Below are 23,761 nucleotides of genomic sequence, written 5' to 3'. Positions count from 1 at the left end.
TTAACCTTTTGGTAACCGTATCTGGCATAGTTTGACGCCTGTCTAACGAGCCCGAAGGACGGGGGCAACCATGCGTGTTCTTGCACGGGTCGAGGCCGCGCTGCTGCACCAGACAGGTTACCTGTTTCCGTGGACGCCAGTCATGCTGGCAACGGGGATCGGTCTCTATTTCGGTGCCCGGAGCGAGCCCGGCTGGCCGGTATATGCAGGTCTGTTTTGCTTGTTCCTGGCTCTTTTTGCCTTAAGCCGCCGGCTGCCACCGGGGGTGGGAACGTTAGCGACCGGGGGGGCGCTGATTGCGGTCGGTGTTATACTGGCAGGTACTCGCGCCCATATGGTGGCAGAACCGGTTCTGTCCTGGCGGTACTATGGTCCTGTCGAGGGGAGGGTCGTCGCCATGGATCGGTCTGCCTCGGATGCGTTGCGGTTGACGCTCGATCAGGTGCGCGTAGGGGACGTACCGAATGAGCGCAGGCCGCAACGCATCCGTCTTTCTGTTCATGGCGCGACAGACCCTTTTGCGCCTGGGCAACGGATCATGACCACAGCGCATCTTTCGCCACCGCAGGGCCCGGTTGAACCTGGCGGGTTCGATTTTCGTCGCCATGCCTGGTTTCAGGGGCTGGGTGCAGTCGGGTATACCCGCGTTCCTGTTTTGACGATTGCGCCAGCCAAAGACGGTATTGGCGGTGTTCGAATTACCGCAATCCGAATGGCGATATCGCGGCGAGTGAATCAAATCCTGCCCGGAGAAATCGGTGGGTTTGCTGCTGCCGTCACCACAGGTGATCGCAGTGGTATGGGGCAAGAGACGCTCTTGGCCTTGCGCGCGTCGAACCTAGCGCATTTGCTTGCCATTTCCGGACTTCACATGGGGTTACTGACGGGTTTTGTTTTTGTGGCCTGTCGCATTGGTTTTTCACTGATCCCCTACGTGGCATTGAGGCTACCTGTTCGAAAAGTTGCGGCTGTGTTCGCGCTGATCGCGGCAACGCTCTATTTGCTGTTGTCCGGCGGGAATATCGCAACCGAACGCGCCTATGTCATGGTCAGTGTCATGCTGGGGGCCGTGTTGATCGACAGGCGTGCGATTTCATTGCGTGCGGTTTCTGTTGCTGCGCTGATCGTTCTGGTTCTTTGGCCCGAGTCGCTGCTTAGCCCAGGGTTTCAGATGTCCTTTGCCGCAACGACAGCATTGGTCGCCGTCTTCGGTGCATTGCAAAAGGTGGGTCCGTTACCGGGCCCGAATTGGTTAAAACCGATTGCTGGCGTGGTTATGTCCTCGGCGATAGCCGGGCTTGCCACGGCCCCAATTGGCGCTGCGCATTTCAATACGATGTCTCACTATGGATTGCTGGCGAATCTGCTGTCCGTGCCCGTGATGGGCCTTGTTGTTGTACCTGCGGCAGTTGTCGCCGCACTGGCGGCCCCATTTGGGTTGGAGGCTTTTCCGCTGACCGTTATGGGCTGGGCTCTGCATTGGATCCTGTGGGTGTCAAACTGGGTGTCGCATCTCGGCGGTGCTCAGGGTTTTGTAGTCAGTCCGCGCTGGTATGTATTGCCACTTGTTGCTGTTGGGGCTTTGTGGCTGGCCTTGTGGCAAGGGCGCGCGCGTTGGTACGGGGTCGGGCCCGTCATTCTGTCATTTGTGCTTTGGAACTCGGGCCACAGGCCAGATGTTCTGATTGCAGAAAACGGGGGGTTGGTCGGCGTGATGACCTCTCAGGGTCGGGCCCTGAGCAAAAGCAAAGGCAGTGGGTTTGTTGCCAGCGTCTGGCTGGAGAATGACGGTGACGGTGTTGATCAGATTGCGGCAGCAGGCCGATGGCCGGATAGCAGCACCGTTCAGCGGTACCCTTATCAGGATATGGAAATCATCCATATTTCAGGCAAAAAAACCGCGCGCGCGTTCGACGAATGCAAACACAACCAGATCATTGTTTCGACGGTCGCGCTGCCCCTTGCGGGCGCGTGCGCAGTCTTCGATCCGGATCACCTGAGCGAAACCGGCAGCCTGTCATTGTCGGACGGAAAACTGACTTCCAGCGCAGAACTGACAGGCCAACGGCTCTGGTCCCCGAAGCCCGCCGGGGACCGTCGTTTGAAGCAGGATTAATAGGTGCGGATCAGACCGACTAGGCGACCCTGAACCTTGACCATTTCTTCGGGAAGAACGCGCGTCTCATAAGCCGGGTTGGCCGCTTCGAGTGCAATAGCGTTGCCGCGGCGGAAAAAGCGTTTCAGCGTCGCTTCCTGATCTTCTACCAGTGCAACCACGATATCACCGTTATCAGCAGTCGCGGTTTCGCGGATGACGACCACATCCCCGTCATTGATGCCCGCGTCGATCATCGAGTCGCCGCGAACCTCTAGCGCATAGTGCTGGCCTTTTCCGGAAACCATGGGGCCGGGGACCGCTACGTGATGGGACACGTGGCTGATCGCCTCAATGGGGACACCCGCCGCGATCCGACCCATCACCGGCAATTCCAGCGCATCCACCGCAACCGGCTCAATATTGGTCGGGCGGGGACCTTTGGGTCGATCACCTTCGATCACGCGGGGTGAAAAACCGGCAGTTGGTTCACCGCCAAGGCTTTCGGGAAGTTTCACAATTTCAATCGCGCGGGCACGATGTGCGAGGCGACGAATAAAGCCACGTTCCTCCAGTGCAGTGATCAGCCTGTGGATGCCGGATTTCGACCGCAGGTCAAGCGCGGCCTTCATTTCATCGAAACTGGGCGGAACACCGTCCGCCTGCACGCGTTTTTGGATGAATTTCAACAAATCCAATTGCTTCTTGGTCAGCATTGCTCACACCTCGTCGCTCATGCGTTTTCTTTTGTTCTACGCATGTTCACGTTTTGTGTCAATGAATTTGGGCGAAGTTCAGATCGGCAGGTACTGAACCGTTTCCCCAGTCTTGCGGGCGGGATCGTTCGGGGGACGGACCAAAAGGGCGTTTGCCTGCGCCAGAACGCTAAGGAGAGAGCTGTCCTGATCTGCACAGGCCCGGATACCCGTTTCGCCCAGAACCGCGCGCATGTAATGCTCGCGCGGGCCGTTTTCTGTCAGTGGTTCGGTCAAGCGGGCAGACCGAAAGGGTGGCAGAACCATTTCCAGCCCCAGCATCCGGCGCACCATCGGGGCAAGGAACAGATAGCCACAGACCATCGCGCTGACCGGGTTCCCAGGAAGTCCGACCATCGCGGTGCCACCCATGCGACCAGCCATCAGGGGTTTTCCGGGGCGCATTCGGATCTTGTAGAAAGACCGATCCATCCCCAAACCCTGCGATACATCAGACACAAGGTCGTAGTCACCAACCGACGCACCGCCAATCGTCACGACGAGATCGGCCCCTCGCGCCAGATCAAACGCAGTCTCAAGCGATGAAACCGTGTCCCGTGCAATCGGAAGGACACGAACCACAGCACCGAGCCCCTCAAGCAATGCCCGCAATCCAAACGTGTTCGACGCGACAATCTGGTCCGGTCCCGGTTCTTCGCCGGGCATGACAAGTTCGTCGCCGGTCGAGATCAGGGCAATCACGGGTTTTCCAGAAACCGGGACCTGCGCGATATTCATCGCAGCCATCAGGGCAACGTCTTCGGCGCGGATCATACGCGGTGCCGTGATGGGCGTGCCTGCCATGAAATCCACACCGGCAGGGCGGATGTTTGTTTTGGGGCCGGGGTCGTCTGTGATCGTGATCAGATCGCCACGCCGGTCGGTATCTTCCTGAATCACAACGAAGTCTGCGCCCTCGGGAACCGGAGCGCCGGTAAAGATACGTACGGCCTGACCGGGGCCTACTGAGCCGTCGAAACGACGGCCCGCGGCGGATTCTCCCACCACTTTGAACATGGCATGAAGCTCGACTTCGTCGGCTTTGACGGCATAGCCATCCATCGATGATGCGGCAAATGGCGGCTGGTCGCGCGTTGCCACAACCTCGTGTGATAGAACACGTCCCGCAGACTGGGCCAGTGGAACCTGTTCCGAAGGTAGAGGGCTGACAAGATCGAACAGCAGGGCGCGCGCTTCTTCGACGGTAATCATTTCGCCTCGTAACGTCCTGATTTTCCGCCGTCTTTGAGGCTTACATGAATGCCGCCAATTTCCATCGCTTTGTCGACGGCTTTGGTCATATCGTACACAGTCAAGGCTGCGGTGGAAACGGCGGTCAGGGCCTCCATTTCAACTCCGGTTTGACCTGACGTCTTGACTGTCGCTTCGATCTGAACACCCGGCAGATCCGGGTCGAGGGTCAGTTCAACGGCAACCTTGGTCACTGGCAAAGGATGGCAGAGCGGGATCAGATCCGGTGTCTTCTTTGCACCCATGATACCGGCCAGGCGGGCAACGCCCAAAACATCGCCCTTTGCCGCGCGTTGTTCTGAAATGATTTCATAGGTTTCCGGCGCCATCTTCACGTGACCTACAGCTACGGCTATGCGATCTGTGACCTCTTTGCCCGAGACGTCGACCATGTGCGCCTGACCTTGAGCATCGAAATGGGTCAACGGCATCACATCACTCCGGGGATAAGCGGATTGGACAGGATGTGGCGGGTGGCCGCTTCGACATCGTCCTGGCGCATCAGGCTTTCGCCGATCAAAAAGCACCGGGCGCCATAGCGCGCAATATCCCGCAAATCTTCCGGGCTGCCCAACCCGCTTTCACACACGATAGTACGGTCTGCCGGTACCAGTTTGGACAGGCGTCGTGTTGTATCAAGAGTGGTCTCGAAGGTTTTGAGATTGCGGTTATTTATGCCAATCAATGGGCTTTTCAGTTGGGCTGCGCGTTCAAGCTCGGCTTCGTCGTGCACCTCAATCAGAACATCCATCTCCCAATCGAAAGCCGTTTGTTCCAACTCGGCTGCCTGATCATCGCTGACGGATGCCATGATGATCAGAATACAGTCGGCTTCCAAAGCACGTGCCTCGACCACCTGATAAGGGTCATACATGAAATCCTTGCGCAAAGCGGGCAGAGATGTCGCGTTACGCGCTTGTTTCAGATATTCCTTGGCACCCTGAAAGCTTGGCGTGTCGGTGAGCACGGACAAACACGCAGCACCGCCTTCTTCATATGCCTTGGCCAAGGCAGGCGGGTCAAAATCAGGCCGGATCAAACCCTTGGAGGGGCTGGCTTTCTTGACCTCAGCGATCAGGCCGTAACCTTGCCGGGACGCAGCTTGAAGCGCTGCGGCAAACCCGCGGGTTTCCGAAGCGGCACGTGCTTCACTTTCCAGCGTTTCCAAGGACTTCTGAGCCTTGTCTGCTGCGATTTCTTCCAGTTTGTAGGCTTTGATCTTGTCCAGAACGGTTTCGGTCATGCGGCCTCCTGAGTCTTGGCGGCCAAGGCCGTGATTTTGTTTTTGGCTTCGCTGCTGTCGATGCTCTCGGCGGCCATGGCCACACCTTCGCGCAGATCACTTGCCGCATCAGCGACAACCAATGCCGCGGCAGAGTTCAGCAACACTGCGTCACGATACGCGGACGGGGCGCCGTCCAGCAGCGCACGAAATGCGATGGCGTTCTCTTCAGGGGTTCCACCGAGGATGTCTTCGAAAGGGTGCACAGGCAGGCCAGCATCCTCGGGGTGCAGCTCGACCTCTTTGATCACGTCATCTTCCAAAGCGGCGACCCAGCTGATACCGGTGATCGTCAACTCGTCTGTCCCGTCCGATCCGTGTACCAGCCACGCGCGGTCTGACCCCAGCAAGCCTAGTGTTTCAGCCATGGGGCGGATCAGCTCGCGGCTAAAGGCGCCGGTCAGTTGCCGTTTGACACCGGCAGGGTTGGTCAGCGGGCCCAGGATATTGAAAATCGTGCGCGTTCCCAGTTCCTGCCGTGAGGGCATAACATGCGCAATGGCTGGGTGATGCATCGGTGCCATCATGAAACCGATACCGACATCTTTCAGAGCACTTTCAACAACTTGTGGTCCAACCATAACGTTGATACCCATTTGCCCCAGTGCATCCGCTGCGCCGGATTTGGAGCTTAGGTTGCGGTTGCCGTGTTTTGCGACTGTCACGCCAGCACCTGCGACGACAAATGCAGTCGCGGTCGAGATGTTCAGGGTGCCTTTCCCGTCTCCGCCCGTGCCAACGATGTCGATCGCCCCTTCGGGCGCCCGCACGGCATTGCACTTGGCGCGCATCACAGCCGCGGCCGCGGCATATTCATCAACCGTTTCCCCCCTTGTACGCATGGCCATCAACAGCCCGCCAATCTGGCTTGGCGTGGCTTCGCCGTTGAACAGGATGCCAAAGGCAGTCTCGGCCTCTTTACGGGTCAGCGGACGATCGGCGGCTGCTCCAATCAGCGGTTTCAGCGCGTCGCTCATGCGGGGACTTTCAGTTCTTGCAGGAAATTCTTGAGAAGGGCGTGACCATGCTCGGACGCAATCGATTCAGGGTGGAACTGAACACCGTGAATAGGCAGTTCCCTGTGTTGCAACCCCATGATCGTGCCGTCTTCCAGCTCGGCTGTGATCTCAAGACAGTCGGGCAGCGTCTCGCGCTCGACCACCAGCGAATGGTAGCGTGTGGCTTCAAAGGGCGATGGAAGGCCAGCAAAGACGCCTTTTCCGGTGTGGTGCATGATGCCCATCTTGCCATGCACAATTTCGTGGCATCGTACCACCTTGCCACCGAATGCCTGTCCGATGGTCTGATGCCCAAGACAAACCCCCAAAAGGGGCGTTTTGGTCTCGGCCGCGGCTTCGGTCAGAGCTAGACAGATGCCCGCCTGATCCGGGTCGCAGGGGCCGGGGCTTAGCAGGATCCCAGCCGGGTTCATGGCCATTGCTTCTTGCACATCCAGCGCATCATTGCGGCGAATGACCATTTCGGCACCAAGTTCGCCCAAATAATGTACCAAATTGTAGGTAAACGAGTCGTAGTTGTCGATCAGCAGCAGCATATGGGCACTTATCTTCGCTTGGGCATTTCGGGCTGGCGATGCAACCCCGGGCCACGGTATAATGTCCGCACATACATGCTCAGGCTTGGGCGGCAGCGTCAAGAGGACATACGGTTTCTGACGCCTCCAATTGACCGAGCGCCACACCAGATGGCGCAGAGCAGGGCGAGGCAGGGAAAAGAGGCGAAAGGCAGGAAATATGGGCGGATTTTTCGGAGGAATGGTCGCAGGGGCGATCGTTGTTTTGATCTTGGGTGCGGTCGTGTCGCTCAACACGCCGATGGTCAACACACCGGTTGTTGCGACCGAAGCACCAGCGCCGACGATTTCAGAAACACCAGAGGCGCCTACTGAACTTGCCGAGGATGTTTCTGATGCCGATCTGGTGGAACTGGCCCCGCGTGCGCCAGAAGCCGCCGATAATGCCAGCGAAGATCTGGCCGATTTGTCCGGGTTGGAAGCGTCATCCGAGCCGCAGCCCGAGGTTGGCAAAGTGGCTGAGGCTCCGAACGAGCCCGCTGCAACGGTGGCGACCGAAGTGTCCGTCATGACCGAAGCCCCCGCTGCGCCGCCCGAGCCTAGCCAGGTACCCGCAGTTCAGCAGGAACAGTCCGTGCCGGTTGTAATTGATGAAACCCCCACGCCGCCGACCGAGTCTGACACAACCGATGTCGCAGTTCTTGAGCCCGAACCAAATCCGTTGCCACAGGTCGAGGCTGAACCACAAACAAAAGACACTACGACTGATAATTCATTTGAAAGCAGTCCGATTGCGGTGGAAGGGGATGAAGATACCTTGCCCCGTGAGCTTCCGCGTATTGCTGCGCTGCCTCAGATCGGGGGAGAACAGGAAGAAAGTGCCAGTTCGATTGTCGGAAAACGTATCCTGCCGTTGACGGAACGCGATGATGAGCCTGTTGCAGAACAAGCGATTTCCGAACAGCCATCTGCGGAAAAACCGATTGAACGTTTTGCCGCCAAGTTCGAGAACCCGGAATCTAAGCCGCTGATGTCGATCATTCTGATTGATGACGAAGGCGCATTCGGCGCCGAAGCGTTGCAGGATTTCCCTTACCCGATCAGCTTTGCCGTGAACCCGTCTGATCCGGATGCGGCGGAAAAGATGGCACGGCACCGCGCGGCTGGGTTCGAAGTTCTGGCCCTTGCGGACTTGCCCGAGGCAGCAAGCGCGCAGGATGCCGAAGTTTCCTTGTCTGTGTGGCTGGACACCTTGCCTGAAACAGTGGGTATTCTGGAAGGCGTGAACAGCGGCATTCAGGGAAATCGCAAGCTGGCCGATCAGGTCGCGGCGATTGCTGCCGGAACCGGGCGCGGGTTGATCACACAGGACAATGGGCTGAATACTGTCCAGAAGTTGGCGGTTCGCAATGGCATTCCGTCCAGCGTTGTGTTCCGCGATATCGATGGGGCGCGACAGGATCCCAGAATCATGCGCCGGTTCCTGGATCAGGCCGCGTTCCGGGCAGGTCAGGAAGGAACCGTTGTCATGCTGGGGCGGGTGCGGCCCGAGACAATCTCGGCCCTGTTGCTGTGGGGTCTTGAGGATCGCGGCAGCCGGGTAGCGATGGCGCCGATCTCGGCCGTCTTGATGAAACAGGTACAGTGACAGCTTGAAACAGGGCGGTGATCAATAGATCAGCCGCCCTTGTTTTTTAACTGTTGCCGTTTCCGGTGAACCGAGCGGCATCTTCCGCCGCGCGCCGTATGGCGTTTGACTTATGAACAGTCTCCATGAACTCGGCCTCGGGGTCGCTGTCATAGACAACACCGCCACCAGCCTGAATATAGAGTTTCTGATCCTTCACGATGGCGGTGCGCAGGGCAATGCACATGTCCATGTCACCGCCTGCGCTGAAATAACCAACACCACCGCCATAGACGCCGCGTTTTTCCGGCTCAAGCTCGTCAATGATCTCCATCGCCCGCACTTTCGGCGCACCCGAGACGGTGCCCGCAGGCATCCCGGCAAAGAAGGCGTCCAGCGCATCTTTGTCTTCCGCCAGCTCACCCACCACGTTCGACACGATGTGCATCACATGGCTGTAGCGTTCGATGATGAACTCTTCGGTCGGGCGAACTGTGCCGATTTTGGACACGCGGCCGGTATCATTGCGCCCGAGGTCCAGAAGCATAAGGTGTTCGGCCAGTTCTTTCTTATCGGCCAGCAGGTCAAGCTCGTTCGCCTTGTCTTCCTCGGGGGTCGCGCCACGCGGACGGGTGCCTGCAATCGGGCGAATGGTGACTTCGCTGCCGAACACCCGCACCAGAATCTCGGGGCTGGCCCCAACGACCTGAAAACCGCCGAAGTTGAAGTAGAACATAAACGGCGAGGGGTTGGTGCGCCGCAGCGAACGATAAAGCGCAAAAGGTGGCAGCGGAAAATCCTGCGTCCAACGCTGCGCTGGAACTACCTGGAAGATATCGCCAGCACGGATGTATTCCTTGGCCTTTTCAACTGCTTCCATATAGCCGGATTTGGTGAAGTTCGACACCGGCGCCGCAATTTCGCGCGCGTCGCCCAGATCACGGGTTTCGGCGGGCATCGCACGTTCCAGATCGCGGACCGCATCCATCACACGCTCGGCCGCCTGCGCATAGGCAGCTTTGGCAGATTGACCGTCGCTGGCCCAGGCGGGTGAAACCACCGTCACCTCGCCTTTGACGCCATCCAATACTGCGACAACAGACGGGCGCAACATGATCGCATCTGGCAGTCCCAGCGGATCGGGGTTCACGTTCGGCAGGTATTCGACCAGCCGGACCATGTCATAGCCCAGATATCCAAACAGTCCGGCGGCAGCCTGAGGTAGGTCGTCTGGCAGTTCAATACGGCTTTCGGCCAGCAAGGCGCGCAGATTGTCCATCGGATTGCCGTCCTGCGCAGCAAAGGCGTCGGCGTCGAACCGCGCCGAGCGGTTCAACTCGGACGTTTCACCGTGACAGCGCCAGATCAGGTCCGGTTTCATGCCGATGATCGAATAGCGGCCACGCACCTCACCGCCCGTAACCGACTCCAGCATGAACGCATCTTTCTGCGCTCCCGTCAGTTTGAGCATCAACGATACGGGTGTGTCCAGATCGGCGGCGAGACGTGTGTAAACCACCTGGTTTTCGCCCGCTTCATAGGCGCGTGCGAAGGTATCGAAATCGGGTGTCAGGGCCATCTTGGTCTCGCTTAAAAGCTCGCCTGCACGGCGTTTAGCGCCTGCTGATCCACGACCGGGCGGGCGCGGGTCTGAGCGTCCCGTACGTATGCGTCAAAAATATTCTGCGACAGCGCCTGATCCATCTGCGTTGCCAGTGCGTCGCGCAACCGGCGCAGCTCGTCGGAATCCTCGGGGGGCAGAACCTCGTCCAGACGCACCAGCAAGGCTGCACCATTTCCACCAATGACGCGCAACTCACCGAGTTCCATCTGAAACACTTCATTCATGAAACTGGCGGGGACGTCATCAAGAAACGCGGTACGCGTCAGTGCGTTTTCAACGCGGAAGGGCAGGCCAGTCGCAGCGAAGTCACCATCAGTGGCCAGTTGGCTCAGTGTGGCGTTTGCTTTGTCCAGCAAGGCTTTGTTGGTCTCCGCCTGTACCCAGGCAGCGGCGACACGGTCGCGTGCGCTTTCCAGCGGTTCAGGGCGACGCGGCAGAACGTCGTTCAGGCGCAAGGCAAAGATCGATCCATCTTCGAGAAATGCGATTTCAGGGAAATCTCCTTCTTGCACGGTTTCGGCGGCCGCGCGGAACCCGTCATAGGCCGCTATGTCCTCGGCGCTGTCTCGGGTCCAGTCGATCTGACCCAGTTCCATTTCGGTTTCACTTGCCAGTTCTTCCAGGGTCGCACCGCCAGCCAGCATGTCGTTTATGTCTTCGGACTGTGCCTCGATCAGGCGGCGGGCGCGTTCTGTCGCCAATTCTTCGCGCAGGGCCGGTTCTGCCTCCTCAAAGGGAACGCTGTTTGCAGCCAGGGATCCGTTGACACGGAACAGGGCGGGGCCAAATAGCGAAGGCAGAGGGCCGACAACAGCGTCAAGCTCTGCCGCGAACACGGCGTCGGCGGCCTCGCCCAGATCCTCACGTGTCAGGTCGCCGAGATCGATATCGGAAAGTTCCAGATCACGATCGCGAACCAGTTGTTCAAAGGTCGTTCCGCCGACCTCAAGTTGCGCCTTGGCGTCGTTAGCTGCTTGTTCATCCGGGAAATTCAGGCGCTCGACCAGACGGCGTTCCGGTTGATTATATTCGTCCGACCGCTCTTCAAAAAGCTTGCGAAGGGAATCTTCGTCAACCTCAACCGTGTCCACCAACTTGGCCGGAGACAGAATCGCATAAGTCAGCTGTTTGGTACGGGGCAGGGTGAACTGTTCAGCGTTTTCGTCATAGAAGGTCTGAATCTGCGCGTCAGTCGGCTCGGCCACGGGGGTTTCCAATGCCTCGGCCCCTGCCGTCGCAACGGTAAAGCTGCGACGGGCGCCAATGTAGTTGGCCATCGTTTCTGTCACGGTGGCAGGCATTTCCACACCCCCCATGATCGCACCTTGAACGATCGTACGGGCGGATTCTTTGCGCAGGTCCGTCTCGAACTCGGAATCCGTCATGCCGACCTGTTCAAGCTGAAAGCGGTATGCCTCGCGGTCGAAACTGCCGTCTACGCCCTGAAAGGCCGGAACTGACACGATCTCTTTTTGCAGGTTCTCATCCCCTATGGAAATCCCAAGCTGGCTCACCTCGTTGTCCAGCGCCGCCAAGGCCGTCAGGCGGGCAAGCGCGTTTCGGTCCAGCCCCAGATCTCGTGCCTGCGACATTTGCAGGGGCTGACCCGATTGCGCCTCAACCGCGCGGATCTCGCGCTGCAACTCGCGGACAAAGTCATCGATCGAGATGCTTTCATCACCAACCTGCGCCACGGTACGGACTGTGCCGCTCAGGTTGACGGCACCGAACCCCGCGAGCCCCAGCATGAGCATGCCCATCAGAATCCAGACAAAGGTTTTCGAAAGACTTTTAGCGCCTGCGGCCATGGTGCCCTCTTGTTATTACGGCAGCGTTCTGCCCTGTCGGTTGCCGCCTTGAATACGACGCACACCGCCGGGGGGCAAGCTTAGAAGGACAGGCCCTGCAACCGTTCGAACAATTGGCCCAAACCTGTGCGGTCGAGGTTGGCGAAGGCAATACGCACTTGCCGTTTCCCGTCCGGGTGGTGATCGGGCATGAACATGGTACCGGGCAATAGCAGAACACCGGCTTCATGGACCAAACGCCAGGCAAGTTCGTCGGACGGAATGTCAAACGGATGCTCCAGGTAGGCGAAATACGCCCCAAGTCCCAAAAGACGCCAGCCTTTGGCTTCCAGTGCGGGTATCCTCTCAAGGATGGCAGCGCGACGGTCGAGTATTTCGTCGCGTTCGCCTGCCAGCCATTGCGACAAGTTTTGCATACCCCAAAGCGCGGCGAACTGTCCGATCTGACCGGGGCAAATGGCAACAGTGTCGAGAAACTTCTCGACCTCAGCCAGAAGTGCGGTGCCGGTTGCAATGGCGCCGACCCTGTGGCCCGTCAGCCTGTAGGCCTTGGAGAAGGAATAAAGGTGGATCAGCGTCTGATCCCAGTCTGGTTGCTGGAACAGGTCATGTGGTGGCCCGCTGCGACTGTCGAAGTCACGGTAGGTTTCGTCGACGATCAGGTGAATCCCGGTTTCGCGCGCCAGCTCAAAGAAGGCGCGGACAAGGTCTGCCGGGTATTCAACGCCGCCGGGATTGTTGGGCGTGACCAGAGCGATGGCGCGTGTTTTGTCCGTGATCAGCCCGCGTGCGCGCTCAGGATCGGGCAGCAAATCGTCGCCGGTCTTCAGGTCCACAGCGTGGACACCCGACATATCCAGCCACATTTTATGATTGAAATACCACGGGGTTGGTAGAATGACCTCATCCCCTTCGCCGGTGATGGCCGATATCACTGCTGAAAACGCCTGATTGCAGCCTGAGGTGATAGCAACCTGAGGTGCCCCAACCCTTGCTGCGTAGTGCGTGCTGATCTGCGCAGCCAGTTCCGTGCGAAGATCGTCATTTCCCAGCACAGGGCCATAAAGATGCGCATGGTCTTCGCGTACGGTAAATTCGGCCATAGCCTCGCGCAAGGCCAGTGGCGGCGGGTCAACCGGCGCCGCCTGGCTTACGTTGATCAGCGGGCGTTCGGGTGGGAACGAAACGCCCTCAAGCCATCTGCGCGCTTCCATCACTGGCGGCGCGAATGTTGCGGCGGTACGGCTGAGCGTCATGTGCTGCCTACTGATCTGATTTCAATCGGTGCCGCGATAGGGCTCGACATATTGAAGGGCCATATCCCACGGGAAAAAGATCCACGTGTCCTGACTGACTTCGGTGATGAACGTATCCACCATAGGGCGTCCCTTGGGCTTGGCATAAACCGTCGCAAAATGCGCGTTCGGATACATCTCTCGAACCAGTTCCAGGGTTTTCCCGCTGTCTACAAGATCGTCGATGATCAGAATTCCGGTTCCGTCGCCCATTAACTTGGCATCGGGTGCTTTCAGAACTTCCGCCTCACCCTGAGCTTGATGGTGGTAGGATTTCACGCTGACCGTGTCGACGGTACGAATATCCAGTTCCCGGCTGACGATCATCGCAGGGGCCATGCCGCCACGGGTGATCGCCACAACAGCACGCCAGCTGCCATCATCGGGGCCTTGCCCGTCCAGACGCCACGCCAATGCGCGCGAGTCGCGGTGGATCTGGTCCCAGCTGATGTGAAATCCTTTTTCGTGCGGCAGGCGGTCCTTAGCGCTCATGTTCTTAACCTTTTTCCACGTCAGGGGCGTCAACGGCCTTCATTCCGACAATATGGTAACCCGAATCCACGTGCAGATTCTCTCCGGTGACGCCGCTGCTGAGGTCCGACAGCAGGTACAGGGCCGACTTGCCGACATCGTCAATGGTCACGTTGCGGCGCAGCGGAGAGTTGTACTCGTTCCATTTCATGATGTAGCGGAAATCGCCAATGCCGCTGGCAGCCAGGGTTTTGATCGGGCCGGCCGAGATCGCGTTCACGCGAATACCGTCCTTGCCCAGGTCCTCGGCCAGGTATTTGACCGACGCTTCCAGAGCGGCCTTGGCAACACCCATCACGTTATAGTGGGGCATCACCTGCTCGGCTCCGTAATAGGTCAGTGTTATGGCACTGCCGCCTTCGGACATCATCTTTTCCGCGCGCTGCATAACCGCAGTGAACGAATAGACGGAGACATCCATCGTCAGCGTGAAATTGGCCCGGCTGGTATCCACATAACGTCCACGCAATTCGTTCTTGTCAGAAAAACCGATGGCGTGAACGATAAAGTCCAGCTTGCCCCACTTCTCTTCCAGCGCCGAGAAAAGCCCATCAATTGAAGCCTCATCGCTCACGTCGCAGGGCAGAACGATTTCGCTGCCCAATTGCGCAGCCAGCGGGTCCACACGTTTTTTTAAAGCGTCACCCTGATAAGAAAAGGCAAGTTCAGCTCCGGCTTCGGACAAGGCGCGGGCGATTCCCCATGCGATTGATTTGTCATTGGCCAGTCCCATGATGAGGCCACGTTTGCCGGCCATCAACTGATTTGACATGTTTGGTTCTCCGCCTGTCTTCGCGTTATGTTGAGTTGGTTTATGCCATTGGTTGCGTTGCATCAAGGCCGTGCGCTCTTGCTCGCAGCGGGTTCTCGCCTTAGGCTCGTCATTAATACTTTCCAGGGGATGGAAATGACCGAGCGTGATGGCATCTTTGCTGGCTCCGATCCGTTTGAAATTGCGGCCCGGTGGTTAGCTGAGGCTGAAGAAGCTGAATTGAATGATCCGAATGCGATTGCGCTTGCAACCGTTGACCCGGACGGTTTGCCAAATGCACGCATGGTTCTGCTGAAGGAAATCGAAGCGGATTCATTTGTATTCTATACAAACTACGAAAGCGTCAAAGCGAACGAGCTGGATACGTCGGAAAAAGCTGCATTTGTCATGCATTGGAAATCTTTGCGGCGTCAACTTCGCGTTCGTGGTACAATATGTCGTGAAAACGGGCCCCAGGCTGATGCGTATTATGCATCAAGGTCATTGAAAAGCCGTTTGGGTGCCTGGGCTTCAAAGCAGTCACGACCGCTTTCAAGTCGGACAGCTTTGATGGCAGAGGTCGCGAAAGTGACCGCTAAACTTGGGCCGAATCCACCTCGTCCTCCATTCTGGGGCGGGTACCGATTAACGCCGACAGAGATTGAGTTCTGGGCCGATGGAGCATTTCGCTTGCATGACCGGTTCAGATGGCAACGAATTGAGCCGGGATCGGCATGGCATGTTGAAAGGTTGAATCCATGACGTTCACGTGTCGTGAAATGCAACAAGCAGAAAGTAAACAATTTTTTCGGCTTGAAATTGTCTGCCAATCCCATAAACAACAGACCCTTAACGAACTGCTAAAATTCGCGATGGGAAAACCGTGCCAGAAGACCTGAACAACATGTATCGCGTCAGTGGACACGTAAAATGGTTCGATCCCGCCAAGGGATACGGCTTTGTTGTGTCTGACGAAGGCGGCCCGGATATTCTGTTGCACGTGAACGTATTGCGCAATTTCGGCCAAAGTTCCGTCGCGGACGGAGCGGGTATCGAGATCATGACACACCGCACGGACAGAGGTGTTCAGGCGGTTGAGGTTGTTGCAATTGACCCGCCAGCGCGCGCCGAGTCGATGATGTTGGCCGATTTCGCCGAGTTGGATCCGGACGCTATCGCAGAAGCCCCTCTGGAGGCCGCGCGGGTGAAGTGGTTCGACAAAGGCAAGGGCTTCGGGTTCGCAAATGTTTTTGGGCGCGGCGAAGACGTGTTCTTGCATATCGAAGTGTTGCGGCGCTCGGGGCTTGCTGACCTCCAGCCCGGAGAGGCGCTTGCGATGCGCGTAATTGATGGCAAGCGCGGCCGAATGGCGGCGCAGGTTCTCGCCTGGGAAGCCGCGCTGGACGGCTGACACTTCGATGACTCGTTTTCTGGTATTCTGGACACTTCTGATCACACTGTGGACAGGGGGGGCATTTGCTGCGTGCAGCGTTGATCATATCACTCTCCGAAACGACAGCGCGACAATCCGATTTGACGTGGAATTGGCGGTTACGCCTCAGGAACGGTCAAAGGGGTTGATGTTTCGCGAGTCGTTGCCGAATCGATCCGGTATGCTGTTCGTGTTCGATCCACCGCAACCTGTCGCGTTCTGGATGAAGAACACACTGATTCCGCTCGACATGATATTTCTGGACCGTACGGGCACAGTGTCACACGTGCATGAGAGTGCGATTCCCGGCGATCTGACACCGATTGAAGGTGGGGATGTCGTTTTTGCGGTGCTGGAAATCAATGCCGGATTGTCCGCACGCTACTCTATCGGCGTCGGCACTCAGATGCAGCACGAAATTTTTTCGCAAGGTCCTGCGATTTGGCCCTGTTAGGGCTTTTCAAATCAGATTGTCATCGTTAGGAAGGCGCACGGTCCGGGGCGTGGCGCAGTCTGGTAGCGCACCTGTTTTGGGTACAGGGGGTCGTAGGTTCGAATCCTGCCGCCCCGACCACTTCCTTCACATTCTCATGTGGGCGTTCCGCCCATCGCCAGATATAACGAGCTGATCGCCTGATCCAGCGCGTCACTTTCCAGTGGAACCTCAACGATTGCTCCGGTTTTCTGCGGCACTTTAAAGTACGATCGTGCGTCGACGCGATAGCCGGAACCTGTTTTTGACGATGTCAGGCGCATGACACTCTGGGGTAGGTCCTGCGGAAGTCCGTTATAGTTCAGAATCAAATAGGCCGCCGCTTTTGGGGGCAGGTATTCGCTGCACTCAAAAGCCTGTTCGCCGATTTTCTCAAAGACCTTGCCTGGTCCAGAACAACTGGATTCAAATGCCTCAAACAACCTTTGAGGCTGCGTTTCGAACAGCGCGCTACGTGACGGGGTGGGCGTTTCTTGTGGCGTGCAGGCCACGATACAGGCCAACGCGGGGATAAAGCGAAGCAACTTCATTCATTTGGCCTTTCTCATTCCAAAGTGAACCTTTGGTCGTTCAGCGTGGGTTCGACAGACCCGGCGAAGATGATTCCTTTACAGCCTAACCAGCGCGGCGATGGTTGATCAAATACAGATAACTATGCTGGTAAAAACGGTAATTCGATTTGAGACTTCGAGTTGTGACCGAAAATTTACCGAAGGCGAGCCTGTGGAGGAATCGGACCTTGAGTTTCACACTCCTCGTGTCTGGGTCTGGTCAACAAAAAAGATTTCAAATTTGGCTGAAAAAGGGCGTTGACCTTCTACGGCAATATACGTCAAATTGTATGAGCCGAAGAGATTGCCACAATATCTGGTGTTCAAGCCGGGACGGCAACAGGCGAGGGTCGGATAAGCACAGTCTATTAACGTGCAGCCGTTGCAACGGCTTTTTCGCTGTCCAAAACAGCGACCAGTACCTTTGCGCGCTTCTGTCGGCGTTGCGGGTGGTGCTCCGCAACTCAAAATGTAGTGCCGTGAACCGAAAATTAGGCGGAATTTAACTAGGGCTGCGGACATGAAGATTGAAAGAAAATTCACCAAACCAGATCAGGATGCCTATTCGGAACTGGATTTTGTGTCCGCTACGTCTGAAATCCGCAATCCTGATGGAACCATTGTATTCCGTCTGGAAGGGATCGAAGTTCCATCATCCTGGTCACAGGTGGCCAGTGACGTAATCGCCCAGAAGTACTTTCGCAAAGCTGGTGTTCCGTCCAAACTGAAGAAAGTTAAGGAAAAAGACGTACCCGAATTCCTTTGGCGGTCGGCTCCCGCTGAAGATGCTGAATTCGAAGGCGAAACCTCATCCAAGCAGGTCTTTGACCGGCTGGCCGGTGCGTGGGCGTACTGGGGGTGGAAAGGTGGCTACTTTTCGACCGAGGAGGATGCGCGGGCCTATTTCGACGAGATGCGGTACATGCTGGCGACGCAGCGCGCCGCCCCAAACAGCCCGCAATGGTTCAATACTGGCTTGCACTGGGCCTATGGAATCGACGGTCCGGCGCAAGGGCACCACTATGTCGACTACAAGACCGGCAAACTGACCAAATCCAAATCCGCCTACGAACATCCGCAGCCACATGCCTGCTTCATCCAGTCCGTCGATGATGATCTGGTGAACGAAGGCGGCATCATGGATCTGTGGGTGCGCGAAGCACGGTTGTTCAAATACGGCTCGGGCACCGGGACCAACTTCAGCCATCTGCGTGCGGAAGGCGAGGCACTGTCAGGTGGCGGCAAATCCTCGGGCCTGATGGGCTTTCTCAAGATCGGCGACCGCGCCGCTGGCGCAATCAAATCAGGCGGAACAACCCGTCGGGCAGCGAAGATGGTTATTGTCGATGCGGATCACCCCGATATCGAACAATTCATCGAATGGAAGGTAATCGAAGAGCAGAAAGTGGCCTCGATCGTTGCCGGATCGAAGATGCACGAGAAGATGCTGAACGGTATTTTCGAGGCCATCCGTTCGTGGGACGGTACTGCCGAGGATGCCTATGATCCCAACAAGAACGAAGCGCTGAAAAAGGCGATCCGCGAGGCGAAAAAAGTAGCAATCCCAGAGACTTACATAAAGCGTGTGCTGGATTATGCCAAGCAGGGTCACGACAGCATCGAATTCCCGACATATGACACGGACTGGGACTCGGAAGCCTATAGCTCGGTTTCGGGCCAGAACTCGAACAACTCCATCCGCGTCACCAATGCGTTTCTGACCGCGGTGGAAAAAGACGCCGATTGGGAGCTGATCAACCGCACCGATGGCAAGGTTGCCAAGACGGTCAAGGCGAGGGACCTGTGGGAGAAAGTCGGCCACGCCGCTTGGGCCTGTGCGGATCCGGGTATCCAGTTCCACGACACGGTCAACGAATGGCACACATGCCCCGAAGATGGTGAAATTCGCGGATCGAATCCGTGTTCGGAATACATGTTCCTGGATGACACGGCCTGTAACCTGGCCTCGATGAACCTGCTGACCTTCCTCAAGGATGGTGAGTTCCAGGCAGCCGACTACATGCACGCCTCGCGCCTGTGGACCCTGACGCTGGAAATCTCGGTGACCATGGCGCAATTCCCGTCAAAGGAAATCGCGCAGCTGTCGTACGACTTCCGCACTCTGGGCCTGGGTTACGCAAACATTGGCGGCCTGCTGATGAACATGGGCTACAGTTATGACTCGGATGAGGGGCGGGCGATCTGCGGTGCGCTGACCGCGATCATGACCGGTGTGGCATATGCCACTTCAGCTGAAATTGCCGGTGAGCTTGGCCCGTTTAAGGGATACAAGCGCAATGCCGACCATATGCTGCGCGTTATCCGCAACCATCGCCGCGCGGCGCAGGGTGTGACCGAGGGGTATGAGAAGCTGGCCGTCAAGCCGGTGCCTCTGGACCATGGTAACTGCCCCGACAAGCGTTTGGTCGATCTGGCCATGTCAGCGTGGGACGAAGCGCTGAGCCTTGGCGAGCAGAACGGTTACCGCAACGCACAGGCCACTGTGATTGCCCCCACCGGCACCATCGGTCTGGTGATGGACTGCGACACCACGGGAATCGAGCCCGATTTTGCGCTGGTGAAGTTCAAGAAGCTGGCAGGCGGCGGTTACTTCAAGATCATCAACCGCTCGGTACCTTCTGCGCTGGAAAAGCTTGGCTATTCCTCGTCGCAGATCGAAGAGATTGTATCCTATGCGGTCGGCCACGGCACCATCGGCAACGCGCCGGGGATCAACCACACCTCACTGACGGGTCATGGCTTTGGCCCGAACGAGTTGGCCAAGGTGGACGCCGCGCTGGAAAGCGCCTTTGACATCCGGTTCGTCTTCAACCAGTGGACCTTGGGTGAAGATTTCTGCACCGGCGTTCTGGGCATTCCGGCGACAAAGCTGAATGACCCTACCTTCGATTTGCTGCGCCATCTGGGGTTCACCCGCGCGGATATCGATGCGGCCAACGACCATGTCTGCGGAACCATGACATTGGAAGGTGCACCGCATCTGAAGGAAGAACACTACGCGATCTTCGACTGCGCCAACCCGTGCGGCAAGAAAGGCAAGCGTTTCCTTGGGGTTGACAGCCACATCACCATGATGGCGGCGGCACAAAGCTTTATTTCGGGCGCGATCAGCAAAACGATCAACATGCCGAATGACGCGACAATCGAGGATTGCCAAAAGGCCTATGAACTCAGCTGGTCGCTGGGTGTGAAGGCCAATGCGCTGTACCGAGACGGCTCGAAACTGTCTCAGCCCCTTGCGGCTGCGCTGGTCGAGGATGACGACGAGGCGGCCGAGGTGCTGGAAAGCGGCTCTGCACAGGAAAAAGCCGTCGTTCTGGCCGAGAAGGTGATCGAGAAGGTTGTGGTCAAGGAAATCATCCGCAGCCATCGCGAGAAACTGCCGCATCGCCGCAAGGGGTATACTCAGAAGGCAATCGTTGGCGGCCACAAGGTGTACTTGCGCACGGGTGAGTTTGAAGACGGTCAATTGGGCGAGATTTTCATCGACATGCACAAGGAAGGCGCTGGCTTCCGGGCGATGATGAACAACTTTGCCATCGCCGTGTCGGTCGGCCTGCAATATGGCGTGCCGCTGGAGGAGTTTGTCGACGCCTTCACCTTTACCAAGTTCGAACCGGCAGGGATGGTGCAAGGCAACGACTCGATCAAGAACGCGACTTCGATCCTGGATTACATCTTCCGCGAACTGGCCGTGTCTTATCTGGACCGTACCGATCTCGCCCATGTGAAACCCGAGGGTGCTACCTTTGATGATCTTGGCCGCGGAGAAGAGGAAGGCGTTTCCAACGTCTCGGAAATCAGTGAAACTGCGGCGTCCAAGTCATTAGAAGTGTTGAAACAAATCAGCTCGACCGGGTATCTGCGCAAGCGTCTGCCGCAGGATTTGATGGTGTTCAACGGCAGTTACGGCGACGTGGCCGGAATGTCGGAAACAGCAACTGTGTTCGAAGCGCCTGCCACCGAAACAGCAGTGGCAACCGGAATGGACGCCCGCACCAAAGCCAAGATGCAGGGCTATGAGGGCGACCCCTGTGGCGAATGCGGAAACTACACGCTGGTGCGTAACGGCACTTGCATGAAGTGCAACACCTGCGGCGCGACAAGCGGGTGTAGCTGACTTTAACGCCCCGGCACCCCGGGGCGTAGGGGTCGGACGCTGCCCTAAGTAACCGACCCCGACGAATACGGAGAACAGGTCTGAGACTTACCGACTGACCTTTCTCCACTCGGCCGACATGCCCGTGTTGGCCGGGAACAGGGTGGGGCGGAATATTTGCTCCCTCCCACTCTTTCACGGGGCGGGTGCGCTCGCCCCATGCGCAGTCCAGGCCGCAGGCAAAAAAACACCGGGCGGTCAACGAAATGAGCCTGGAAGGCGAAACTGACAGGGGGCTTCGGCCCCCTTTCTTTTTTTACCCACCGAGTCGTCCCGGATAAGCGCCACATTGCCGGAATGGGGTGGTCCTGTCGGGCAAGAGCCGCCGATACAGGTTGCGTTGACTTCTTCAGGCGGAGGGCCGCAAACCCGACTCGGGCAAACACGCAAAGATTGGCGTGAAATCACAAAGTTCTACCAAAGCGCGTGACGCGCAGGGGCATCCATGTGCTTCTGGGCGCTGTCCGGACGTAAACACAAACACACCTTTCAGGAGGCACTGAAATGAAATCGCATTATTTGATCGGGCTTTCCATGGCCGTTCTGGGCTTGCCCGGCGTTGCTTCGGCCCAATCCTCAGCCGATACCAACGGCGATGGTCTGCTGACCATCGAGGAAATTCAGGCGGTCGTACCGGAAGTCAACGCCGATACCTTTTCGGCCATGGATGCCAATGGTGACGGAGCGTTGGATGCAGACGAGGTTGCGATCGCGCAGGAGGCAGGATTGCTGCCGCCCAGTGACGAGTAGGCATTATACGAACAGGCGGCCCGATCCCTTTCGGGCCGCCTTTTCCATCACCTTAGGAGGGAAGATGGATTTTGAATTTTTTCCGAAGCTCCGCGTCCAGAAGTGGGTCGAACCTTGCAGGGGAAGGGGTGGAAAGGATTTCCTCTTTCCTTGCCACGGCTTTTTCCACCAGATCGGGCTTGCCAAGCTCAACCCACTCTTTCGGCGAGGAGCGATCTCCGAATGTCGGATAGACGTAATCTGACTGCATCCGGCTCAGCGTTGCGTCAGTCCCCAGATAGTGGCCTGGGCCGCCCATGCAGACCGCCGCCATTTGATCCAGTGCCAGCGTGTCATCCGTCACTTCGATTCCACGTACACAGCGTTGCGCCTGTCCGATCAGATCGTCGCTGAGGATCAGGCTTTCCAGGCAGAACCCCAGCAACGAGGCATGCATCCCGGCCGCCTCATATACCATGTTCAGACCGGACAGACCTGCCATGACATTCGAACACATCTGTTCCCAGCCGGCCTGCATATCGGGCAGTTTCGAATCCGATGCGCCAGCCGCAGCACCGCCCGGAAGGTCATAGAACCGGTGCATCTGGGCACATCCGGCAGTCAGAAGGGCCTGTTCCCCTGAACCAATCGACATGGCACCGGTCCGCAGGTCCAGACCAAATGGCCAGGTGCCAAAAATCGCCGGAGCACCGGGACTTACGGCATTAACATAAACCAATCCTGCAAGGCATTCCGCCGTTGCTTGCGTGATCGCACCGGCGATGGTCGACGGCGCTGTAGCTCCGGCCATACCAGCAGATAGCAGCAAGACTGGCATTCCGGCCTTGATGCACGCTTCCATCACTTCGCAGCTTTCTGTCGCGAATTTCATTGGAGGAACAACAAAGCAGTTCGAGTTGGAGACGAAGGGTCGCTCGCGAAATTTGTCTTCACCGCCCGCAATCATATAGATCATCTCCATCGCCGGAGCGACGTGGCTTGGCTCGGTGAAGGATGTCCCGACATGTTTGAAGGACCCCGAACAGCAGGCGTAGATCGTGTTGAGGTCCATTTCTAGGTTGTCTGCGATGTCACGACAGACCATTGGCCGTTGCACAAAGTGAATGTTATCAAGCTGCTGGCAGATACGTGCGGCATCGTGCAAATCTTGCACGGTGGAATGGCGATATTCCCGACCGTGCACGTCAACCATGGACACGGCGGCTCCGGCCGTACCGTAGTGCACTTTGGAGCCGGACAATTCCAGATCGGTGTTTCCATCCCGGCTGTACAAAGTGACCGAGCGGTTCGCCTTTGCAATCGTGTCCTCGACAAGGGCACGCGGGAAACGGATACGGCCATCGTCGCCCAAGATGCAGCCTGCACCGACCAGATAGTCAATGCCACTTTGCGGGGCGTCCGCCAGGCCAATGGTTTCAAGCGCGGTCAGTGCTGCTTCGTGGATACGTTCGATCTGCGCCTGTGTCAGTACATTCAGGACGCCGCCTTCCATTCCGGGGCGGACAGGTCGCAGGTGCTCGGGCAGTGCGGTTGCACGGGCAGCACGGCGCGCGGCACGGCCGCCACTGCGCGATGAATTGCGGGGTTGGTCGTTCATTTCAAGAATCCGGTCGTTGAGTGATGTCTTAAGGTGTCAGCAAGCACACCTTTACGGCCGTCCTCGTGCGGCACGGCCGCGATCTGCCCCAATGGTGCGGCTGATCAGGCTGATTTTCCAGTCGTCGTCTGCCATTTTGCCCCTCAACGTCTTGCGCGACCATTCCAAAACGCGGCGACACAATCTGTTCTATTTGCGACCTTTG

20 protein-coding genes and 1 tRNA gene are annotated in these 23,761 nt (G+C 57.6%); 8 read left to right on the top strand and 13 right to left on the bottom strand.

The window, feature by feature from the left end; all coding sequences use genetic code 11:
• The first annotated feature begins 70 nt into the window (after window positions 1–70).
• Window positions 71–2,116, top strand: a complete 2,046-nt coding sequence (locus tag ACR0LL_RS05175) for a ComEC/Rec2 family competence protein (RefSeq protein WP_480584495.1) — start codon at window positions 71–73, stop codon at window positions 2,114–2,116.
• Here the strand turns inward: ACR0LL_RS05175 and lexA are convergent.
• The 6 genes from lexA to ACR0LL_RS05145 form a co-directional block, all read right to left on the bottom strand.
• Window positions 2,113–2,811, bottom strand: coding sequence for a transcriptional repressor LexA (lexA, locus tag ACR0LL_RS05170; RefSeq protein WP_267364515.1), 699 nt, complete (start codon window positions 2,809–2,811; stop codon window positions 2,113–2,115). The two genes, ACR0LL_RS05175 and lexA, sit on opposite strands and share 4 nt — an antisense overlap.
• Window positions 2,812–2,889: 78 nt before the next feature.
• A complete protein-coding gene (locus tag ACR0LL_RS05165) occupies window positions 2,890–4,062 on the bottom strand; it encodes a molybdopterin molybdotransferase MoeA (protein WP_480584493.1) in 1,173 nt (390 codons plus the stop codon).
• Window positions 4,059–4,532, bottom strand: coding sequence for a cyclic pyranopterin monophosphate synthase MoaC (gene moaC, locus ACR0LL_RS05160; RefSeq protein WP_209596413.1), 474 nt, complete (start codon window positions 4,530–4,532; stop codon window positions 4,059–4,061). Before moaC ends, ACR0LL_RS05165 begins: the two co-directional genes overlap by 4 nt.
• Complete coding sequence (gene trpC, locus ACR0LL_RS05155) at window positions 4,532–5,344, bottom strand: indole-3-glycerol phosphate synthase TrpC (protein ID WP_480584491.1); 813 nt, start codon at window positions 5,342–5,344, stop codon at window positions 4,532–4,534. The genes moaC and trpC overlap by 1 nt, the downstream gene beginning before the upstream one ends.
• On the bottom strand, window positions 5,341–6,360 hold the full coding sequence (trpD, locus tag ACR0LL_RS05150; protein ID WP_480584489.1) for an anthranilate phosphoribosyltransferase: 1,020 nt from the start codon (window positions 6,358–6,360) through the stop codon (window positions 5,341–5,343). Before trpD ends, trpC begins: the two co-directional genes overlap by 4 nt.
• Window positions 6,357–6,938: an anthranilate synthase component II gene (locus tag ACR0LL_RS05145; RefSeq protein ID WP_209503818.1), complete on the bottom strand. Its 582-nt coding sequence runs from the start codon at window positions 6,936–6,938 to the stop codon at window positions 6,357–6,359. The genes trpD and ACR0LL_RS05145 overlap by 4 nt, the downstream gene beginning before the upstream one ends.
• A 199-nt stretch (window positions 6,939–7,137) precedes the next feature.
• Here ACR0LL_RS05145 and ACR0LL_RS05140 point away from each other — a divergent pair, with 199 nt between their 5' ends.
• Window positions 7,138–8,565 (top strand): divergent polysaccharide deacetylase family protein, encoded by a 1,428-nt coding sequence (locus ACR0LL_RS05140; protein ID WP_480584487.1) that lies wholly within the window; start codon window positions 7,138–7,140, stop codon window positions 8,563–8,565.
• A gap of 46 nt (window positions 8,566–8,611) precedes the next feature.
• On the opposite strand, the gene trpE is transcribed toward ACR0LL_RS05140, so the two are convergent.
• The 5 genes from trpE to fabI all read right to left on the bottom strand — a co-directional run bounded on the left by trpE (window position 8,612) and on the right by fabI (window position 14,574).
• Window positions 8,612–10,123: an anthranilate synthase component I gene (gene trpE, locus ACR0LL_RS05135; protein ID WP_480584485.1), complete on the bottom strand. Its 1,512-nt coding sequence runs from the start codon at window positions 10,121–10,123 to the stop codon at window positions 8,612–8,614.
• Window positions 10,124–10,134: 11 nt separating this feature from the next.
• The gene (locus tag ACR0LL_RS05130; RefSeq protein ID WP_480584483.1) at window positions 10,135–11,976 is read right to left on the bottom strand and encodes a SurA N-terminal domain-containing protein; all 1,842 of its coding nucleotides are present in this window, start codon (window positions 11,974–11,976) and stop codon (window positions 10,135–10,137) included.
• 80 nt (window positions 11,977–12,056) lie between these two features.
• Window positions 12,057–13,232: an aminotransferase gene (locus ACR0LL_RS05125; protein WP_480584481.1), complete on the bottom strand. Its 1,176-nt coding sequence runs from the start codon at window positions 13,230–13,232 to the stop codon at window positions 12,057–12,059.
• Window positions 13,233–13,253: 21 nt separating this feature from the next.
• Window positions 13,254–13,763 carry a xanthine phosphoribosyltransferase gene (gene gpt / locus ACR0LL_RS05120; protein ID WP_267365342.1) on the bottom strand — a complete coding sequence of 170 codons (510 nt, stop codon included), beginning with the start codon at window positions 13,761–13,763 and terminating at the stop codon, window positions 13,254–13,256.
• Window positions 13,764–13,767: 4 nt separating this feature from the next.
• Window positions 13,768–14,574: an enoyl-ACP reductase FabI gene (gene fabI, locus ACR0LL_RS05115; protein WP_267365343.1), complete on the bottom strand. Its 807-nt coding sequence runs from the start codon at window positions 14,572–14,574 to the stop codon at window positions 13,768–13,770.
• A gap of 135 nt (window positions 14,575–14,709) precedes the next feature.
• On the opposite strand from fabI, the gene pdxH reads away from it, so the two are divergent.
• The 4 genes from pdxH (at window position 14,710) to ACR0LL_RS05095 (ending at window position 16,559) form a co-directional block, all read left to right on the top strand.
• Window positions 14,710–15,315 carry a pyridoxamine 5'-phosphate oxidase gene (gene pdxH, locus ACR0LL_RS05110; protein WP_480584479.1) on the top strand — a complete coding sequence of 202 codons (606 nt, stop codon included), beginning with the start codon at window positions 14,710–14,712 and terminating at the stop codon, window positions 15,313–15,315.
• A gap of 142 nt (window positions 15,316–15,457) precedes the next feature.
• On the top strand, window positions 15,458–15,964 hold the full coding sequence (locus ACR0LL_RS05105) for a cold-shock protein (RefSeq protein WP_480585268.1): 507 nt from the start codon (window positions 15,458–15,460) through the stop codon (window positions 15,962–15,964).
• 7 nt (window positions 15,965–15,971) lie between these two features.
• Window positions 15,972–16,439: a DUF192 domain-containing protein gene (locus tag ACR0LL_RS05100; RefSeq protein WP_480584477.1), complete on the top strand. Its 468-nt coding sequence runs from the start codon at window positions 15,972–15,974 to the stop codon at window positions 16,437–16,439.
• Window positions 16,440–16,482: 43 nt separating this feature from the next.
• A tRNA-Pro gene (locus ACR0LL_RS05095) sits at window positions 16,483–16,559 on the top strand.
• A 14-nt stretch (window positions 16,560–16,573) separates the two neighbouring features.
• On the opposite strand, the gene ACR0LL_RS05090 is transcribed toward ACR0LL_RS05095, so the two are convergent.
• Window positions 16,574–17,008, bottom strand: coding sequence for a hypothetical protein (locus tag ACR0LL_RS05090; protein ID WP_480584475.1), 435 nt, complete (start codon window positions 17,006–17,008; stop codon window positions 16,574–16,576).
• A gap of 541 nt (window positions 17,009–17,549) precedes the next feature.
• On the opposite strand from ACR0LL_RS05090, the gene ACR0LL_RS05085 reads away from it, so the two are divergent.
• Window positions 17,550–21,170, top strand: a complete 3,621-nt coding sequence (locus tag ACR0LL_RS05085; protein WP_480584473.1) for a vitamin B12-dependent ribonucleotide reductase — start codon at window positions 17,550–17,552, stop codon at window positions 21,168–21,170.
• Between the two features lie 543 nt (window positions 21,171–21,713).
• Window positions 21,714–21,959, top strand: coding sequence for an EF-hand domain-containing protein (locus tag ACR0LL_RS05080; protein ID WP_480584471.1), 246 nt, complete (start codon window positions 21,714–21,716; stop codon window positions 21,957–21,959).
• A gap of 52 nt (window positions 21,960–22,011) precedes the next feature.
• On the opposite strand, the gene ACR0LL_RS05075 is transcribed toward ACR0LL_RS05080, so the two are convergent.
• Entirely contained in the window at window positions 22,012–23,556 is a 1,545-nt protein-coding gene (locus ACR0LL_RS05075) for a trimethylamine methyltransferase family protein (protein WP_480584469.1), read from the bottom strand.
• Window positions 23,557–23,761 lie beyond the last annotated feature (205 nt).

It is taken from the genome of Ruegeria sp. AI2, assembly GCF_056541275.1.
This window is presented reverse-complemented; position numbering and strand designations above follow the sequence as displayed.

Excerpts from the sequence above, each read along its gene's own strand:
- ACR0LL_RS05175 (WP_480584495.1), top strand. The coding sequence starts at position 71 with ATGCGTGTTCTTGCACGGGTCGAGGCCGCGCTGCTGCACCAGACAGGT.
- lexA (WP_267364515.1), bottom strand. The coding sequence starts at position 2,811 with ATGCTGACCAAGAAGCAATTGGATTTGTTGAAATTCATCCAAAAACGC.
- ACR0LL_RS05165 (WP_480584493.1), bottom strand. The coding sequence starts at position 4,062 with ATGATTACCGTCGAAGAAGCGCGCGCCCTGCTGTTCGATCTTGTCAGC.
- moaC (WP_209596413.1), bottom strand. The coding sequence starts at position 4,532 with ATGCCGTTGACCCATTTCGATGCTCAAGGTCAGGCGCACATGGTCGAC.
- trpC (WP_480584491.1), bottom strand. The coding sequence starts at position 5,344 with ATGACCGAAACCGTTCTGGACAAGATCAAAGCCTACAAACTGGAAGAA.
- trpD (WP_480584489.1), bottom strand. The coding sequence starts at position 6,360 with ATGAGCGACGCGCTGAAACCGCTGATTGGAGCAGCCGCCGATCGTCCG.
- ACR0LL_RS05145 (WP_209503818.1), bottom strand. The coding sequence starts at position 6,938 with ATGCTGCTGCTGATCGACAACTACGACTCGTTTACCTACAATTTGGTA.
- ACR0LL_RS05140 (WP_480584487.1), top strand. The coding sequence starts at position 7,138 with ATGGGCGGATTTTTCGGAGGAATGGTCGCAGGGGCGATCGTTGTTTTG.
- trpE (WP_480584485.1), bottom strand. The coding sequence starts at position 10,123 with ATGGCCCTGACACCCGATTTCGATACCTTCGCACGCGCCTATGAAGCG.
- ACR0LL_RS05130 (WP_480584483.1), bottom strand. The coding sequence starts at position 11,976 with ATGGCCGCAGGCGCTAAAAGTCTTTCGAAAACCTTTGTCTGGATTCTG.
- ACR0LL_RS05125 (WP_480584481.1), bottom strand. The coding sequence starts at position 13,232 with ATGACGCTCAGCCGTACCGCCGCAACATTCGCGCCGCCAGTGATGGAA.
- gpt (WP_267365342.1), bottom strand. The coding sequence starts at position 13,763 with ATGAGCGCTAAGGACCGCCTGCCGCACGAAAAAGGATTTCACATCAGC.
- fabI (WP_267365343.1), bottom strand. The coding sequence starts at position 14,574 with ATGTCAAATCAGTTGATGGCCGGCAAACGTGGCCTCATCATGGGACTG.
- pdxH (WP_480584479.1), top strand. The coding sequence starts at position 14,710 with ATGACCGAGCGTGATGGCATCTTTGCTGGCTCCGATCCGTTTGAAATT.
- ACR0LL_RS05105 (WP_480585268.1), top strand. The coding sequence starts at position 15,458 with ATGTATCGCGTCAGTGGACACGTAAAATGGTTCGATCCCGCCAAGGGA.
- ACR0LL_RS05100 (WP_480584477.1), top strand. The coding sequence starts at position 15,972 with ATGACTCGTTTTCTGGTATTCTGGACACTTCTGATCACACTGTGGACA.
- ACR0LL_RS05090 (WP_480584475.1), bottom strand. The coding sequence starts at position 17,008 with ATGAAGTTGCTTCGCTTTATCCCCGCGTTGGCCTGTATCGTGGCCTGC.
- ACR0LL_RS05085 (WP_480584473.1), top strand. The coding sequence starts at position 17,550 with ATGAAGATTGAAAGAAAATTCACCAAACCAGATCAGGATGCCTATTCG.
- ACR0LL_RS05080 (WP_480584471.1), top strand. The coding sequence starts at position 21,714 with ATGAAATCGCATTATTTGATCGGGCTTTCCATGGCCGTTCTGGGCTTG.
- ACR0LL_RS05075 (WP_480584469.1), bottom strand. The coding sequence starts at position 23,556 with ATGAACGACCAACCCCGCAATTCATCGCGCAGTGGCGGCCGTGCCGCG.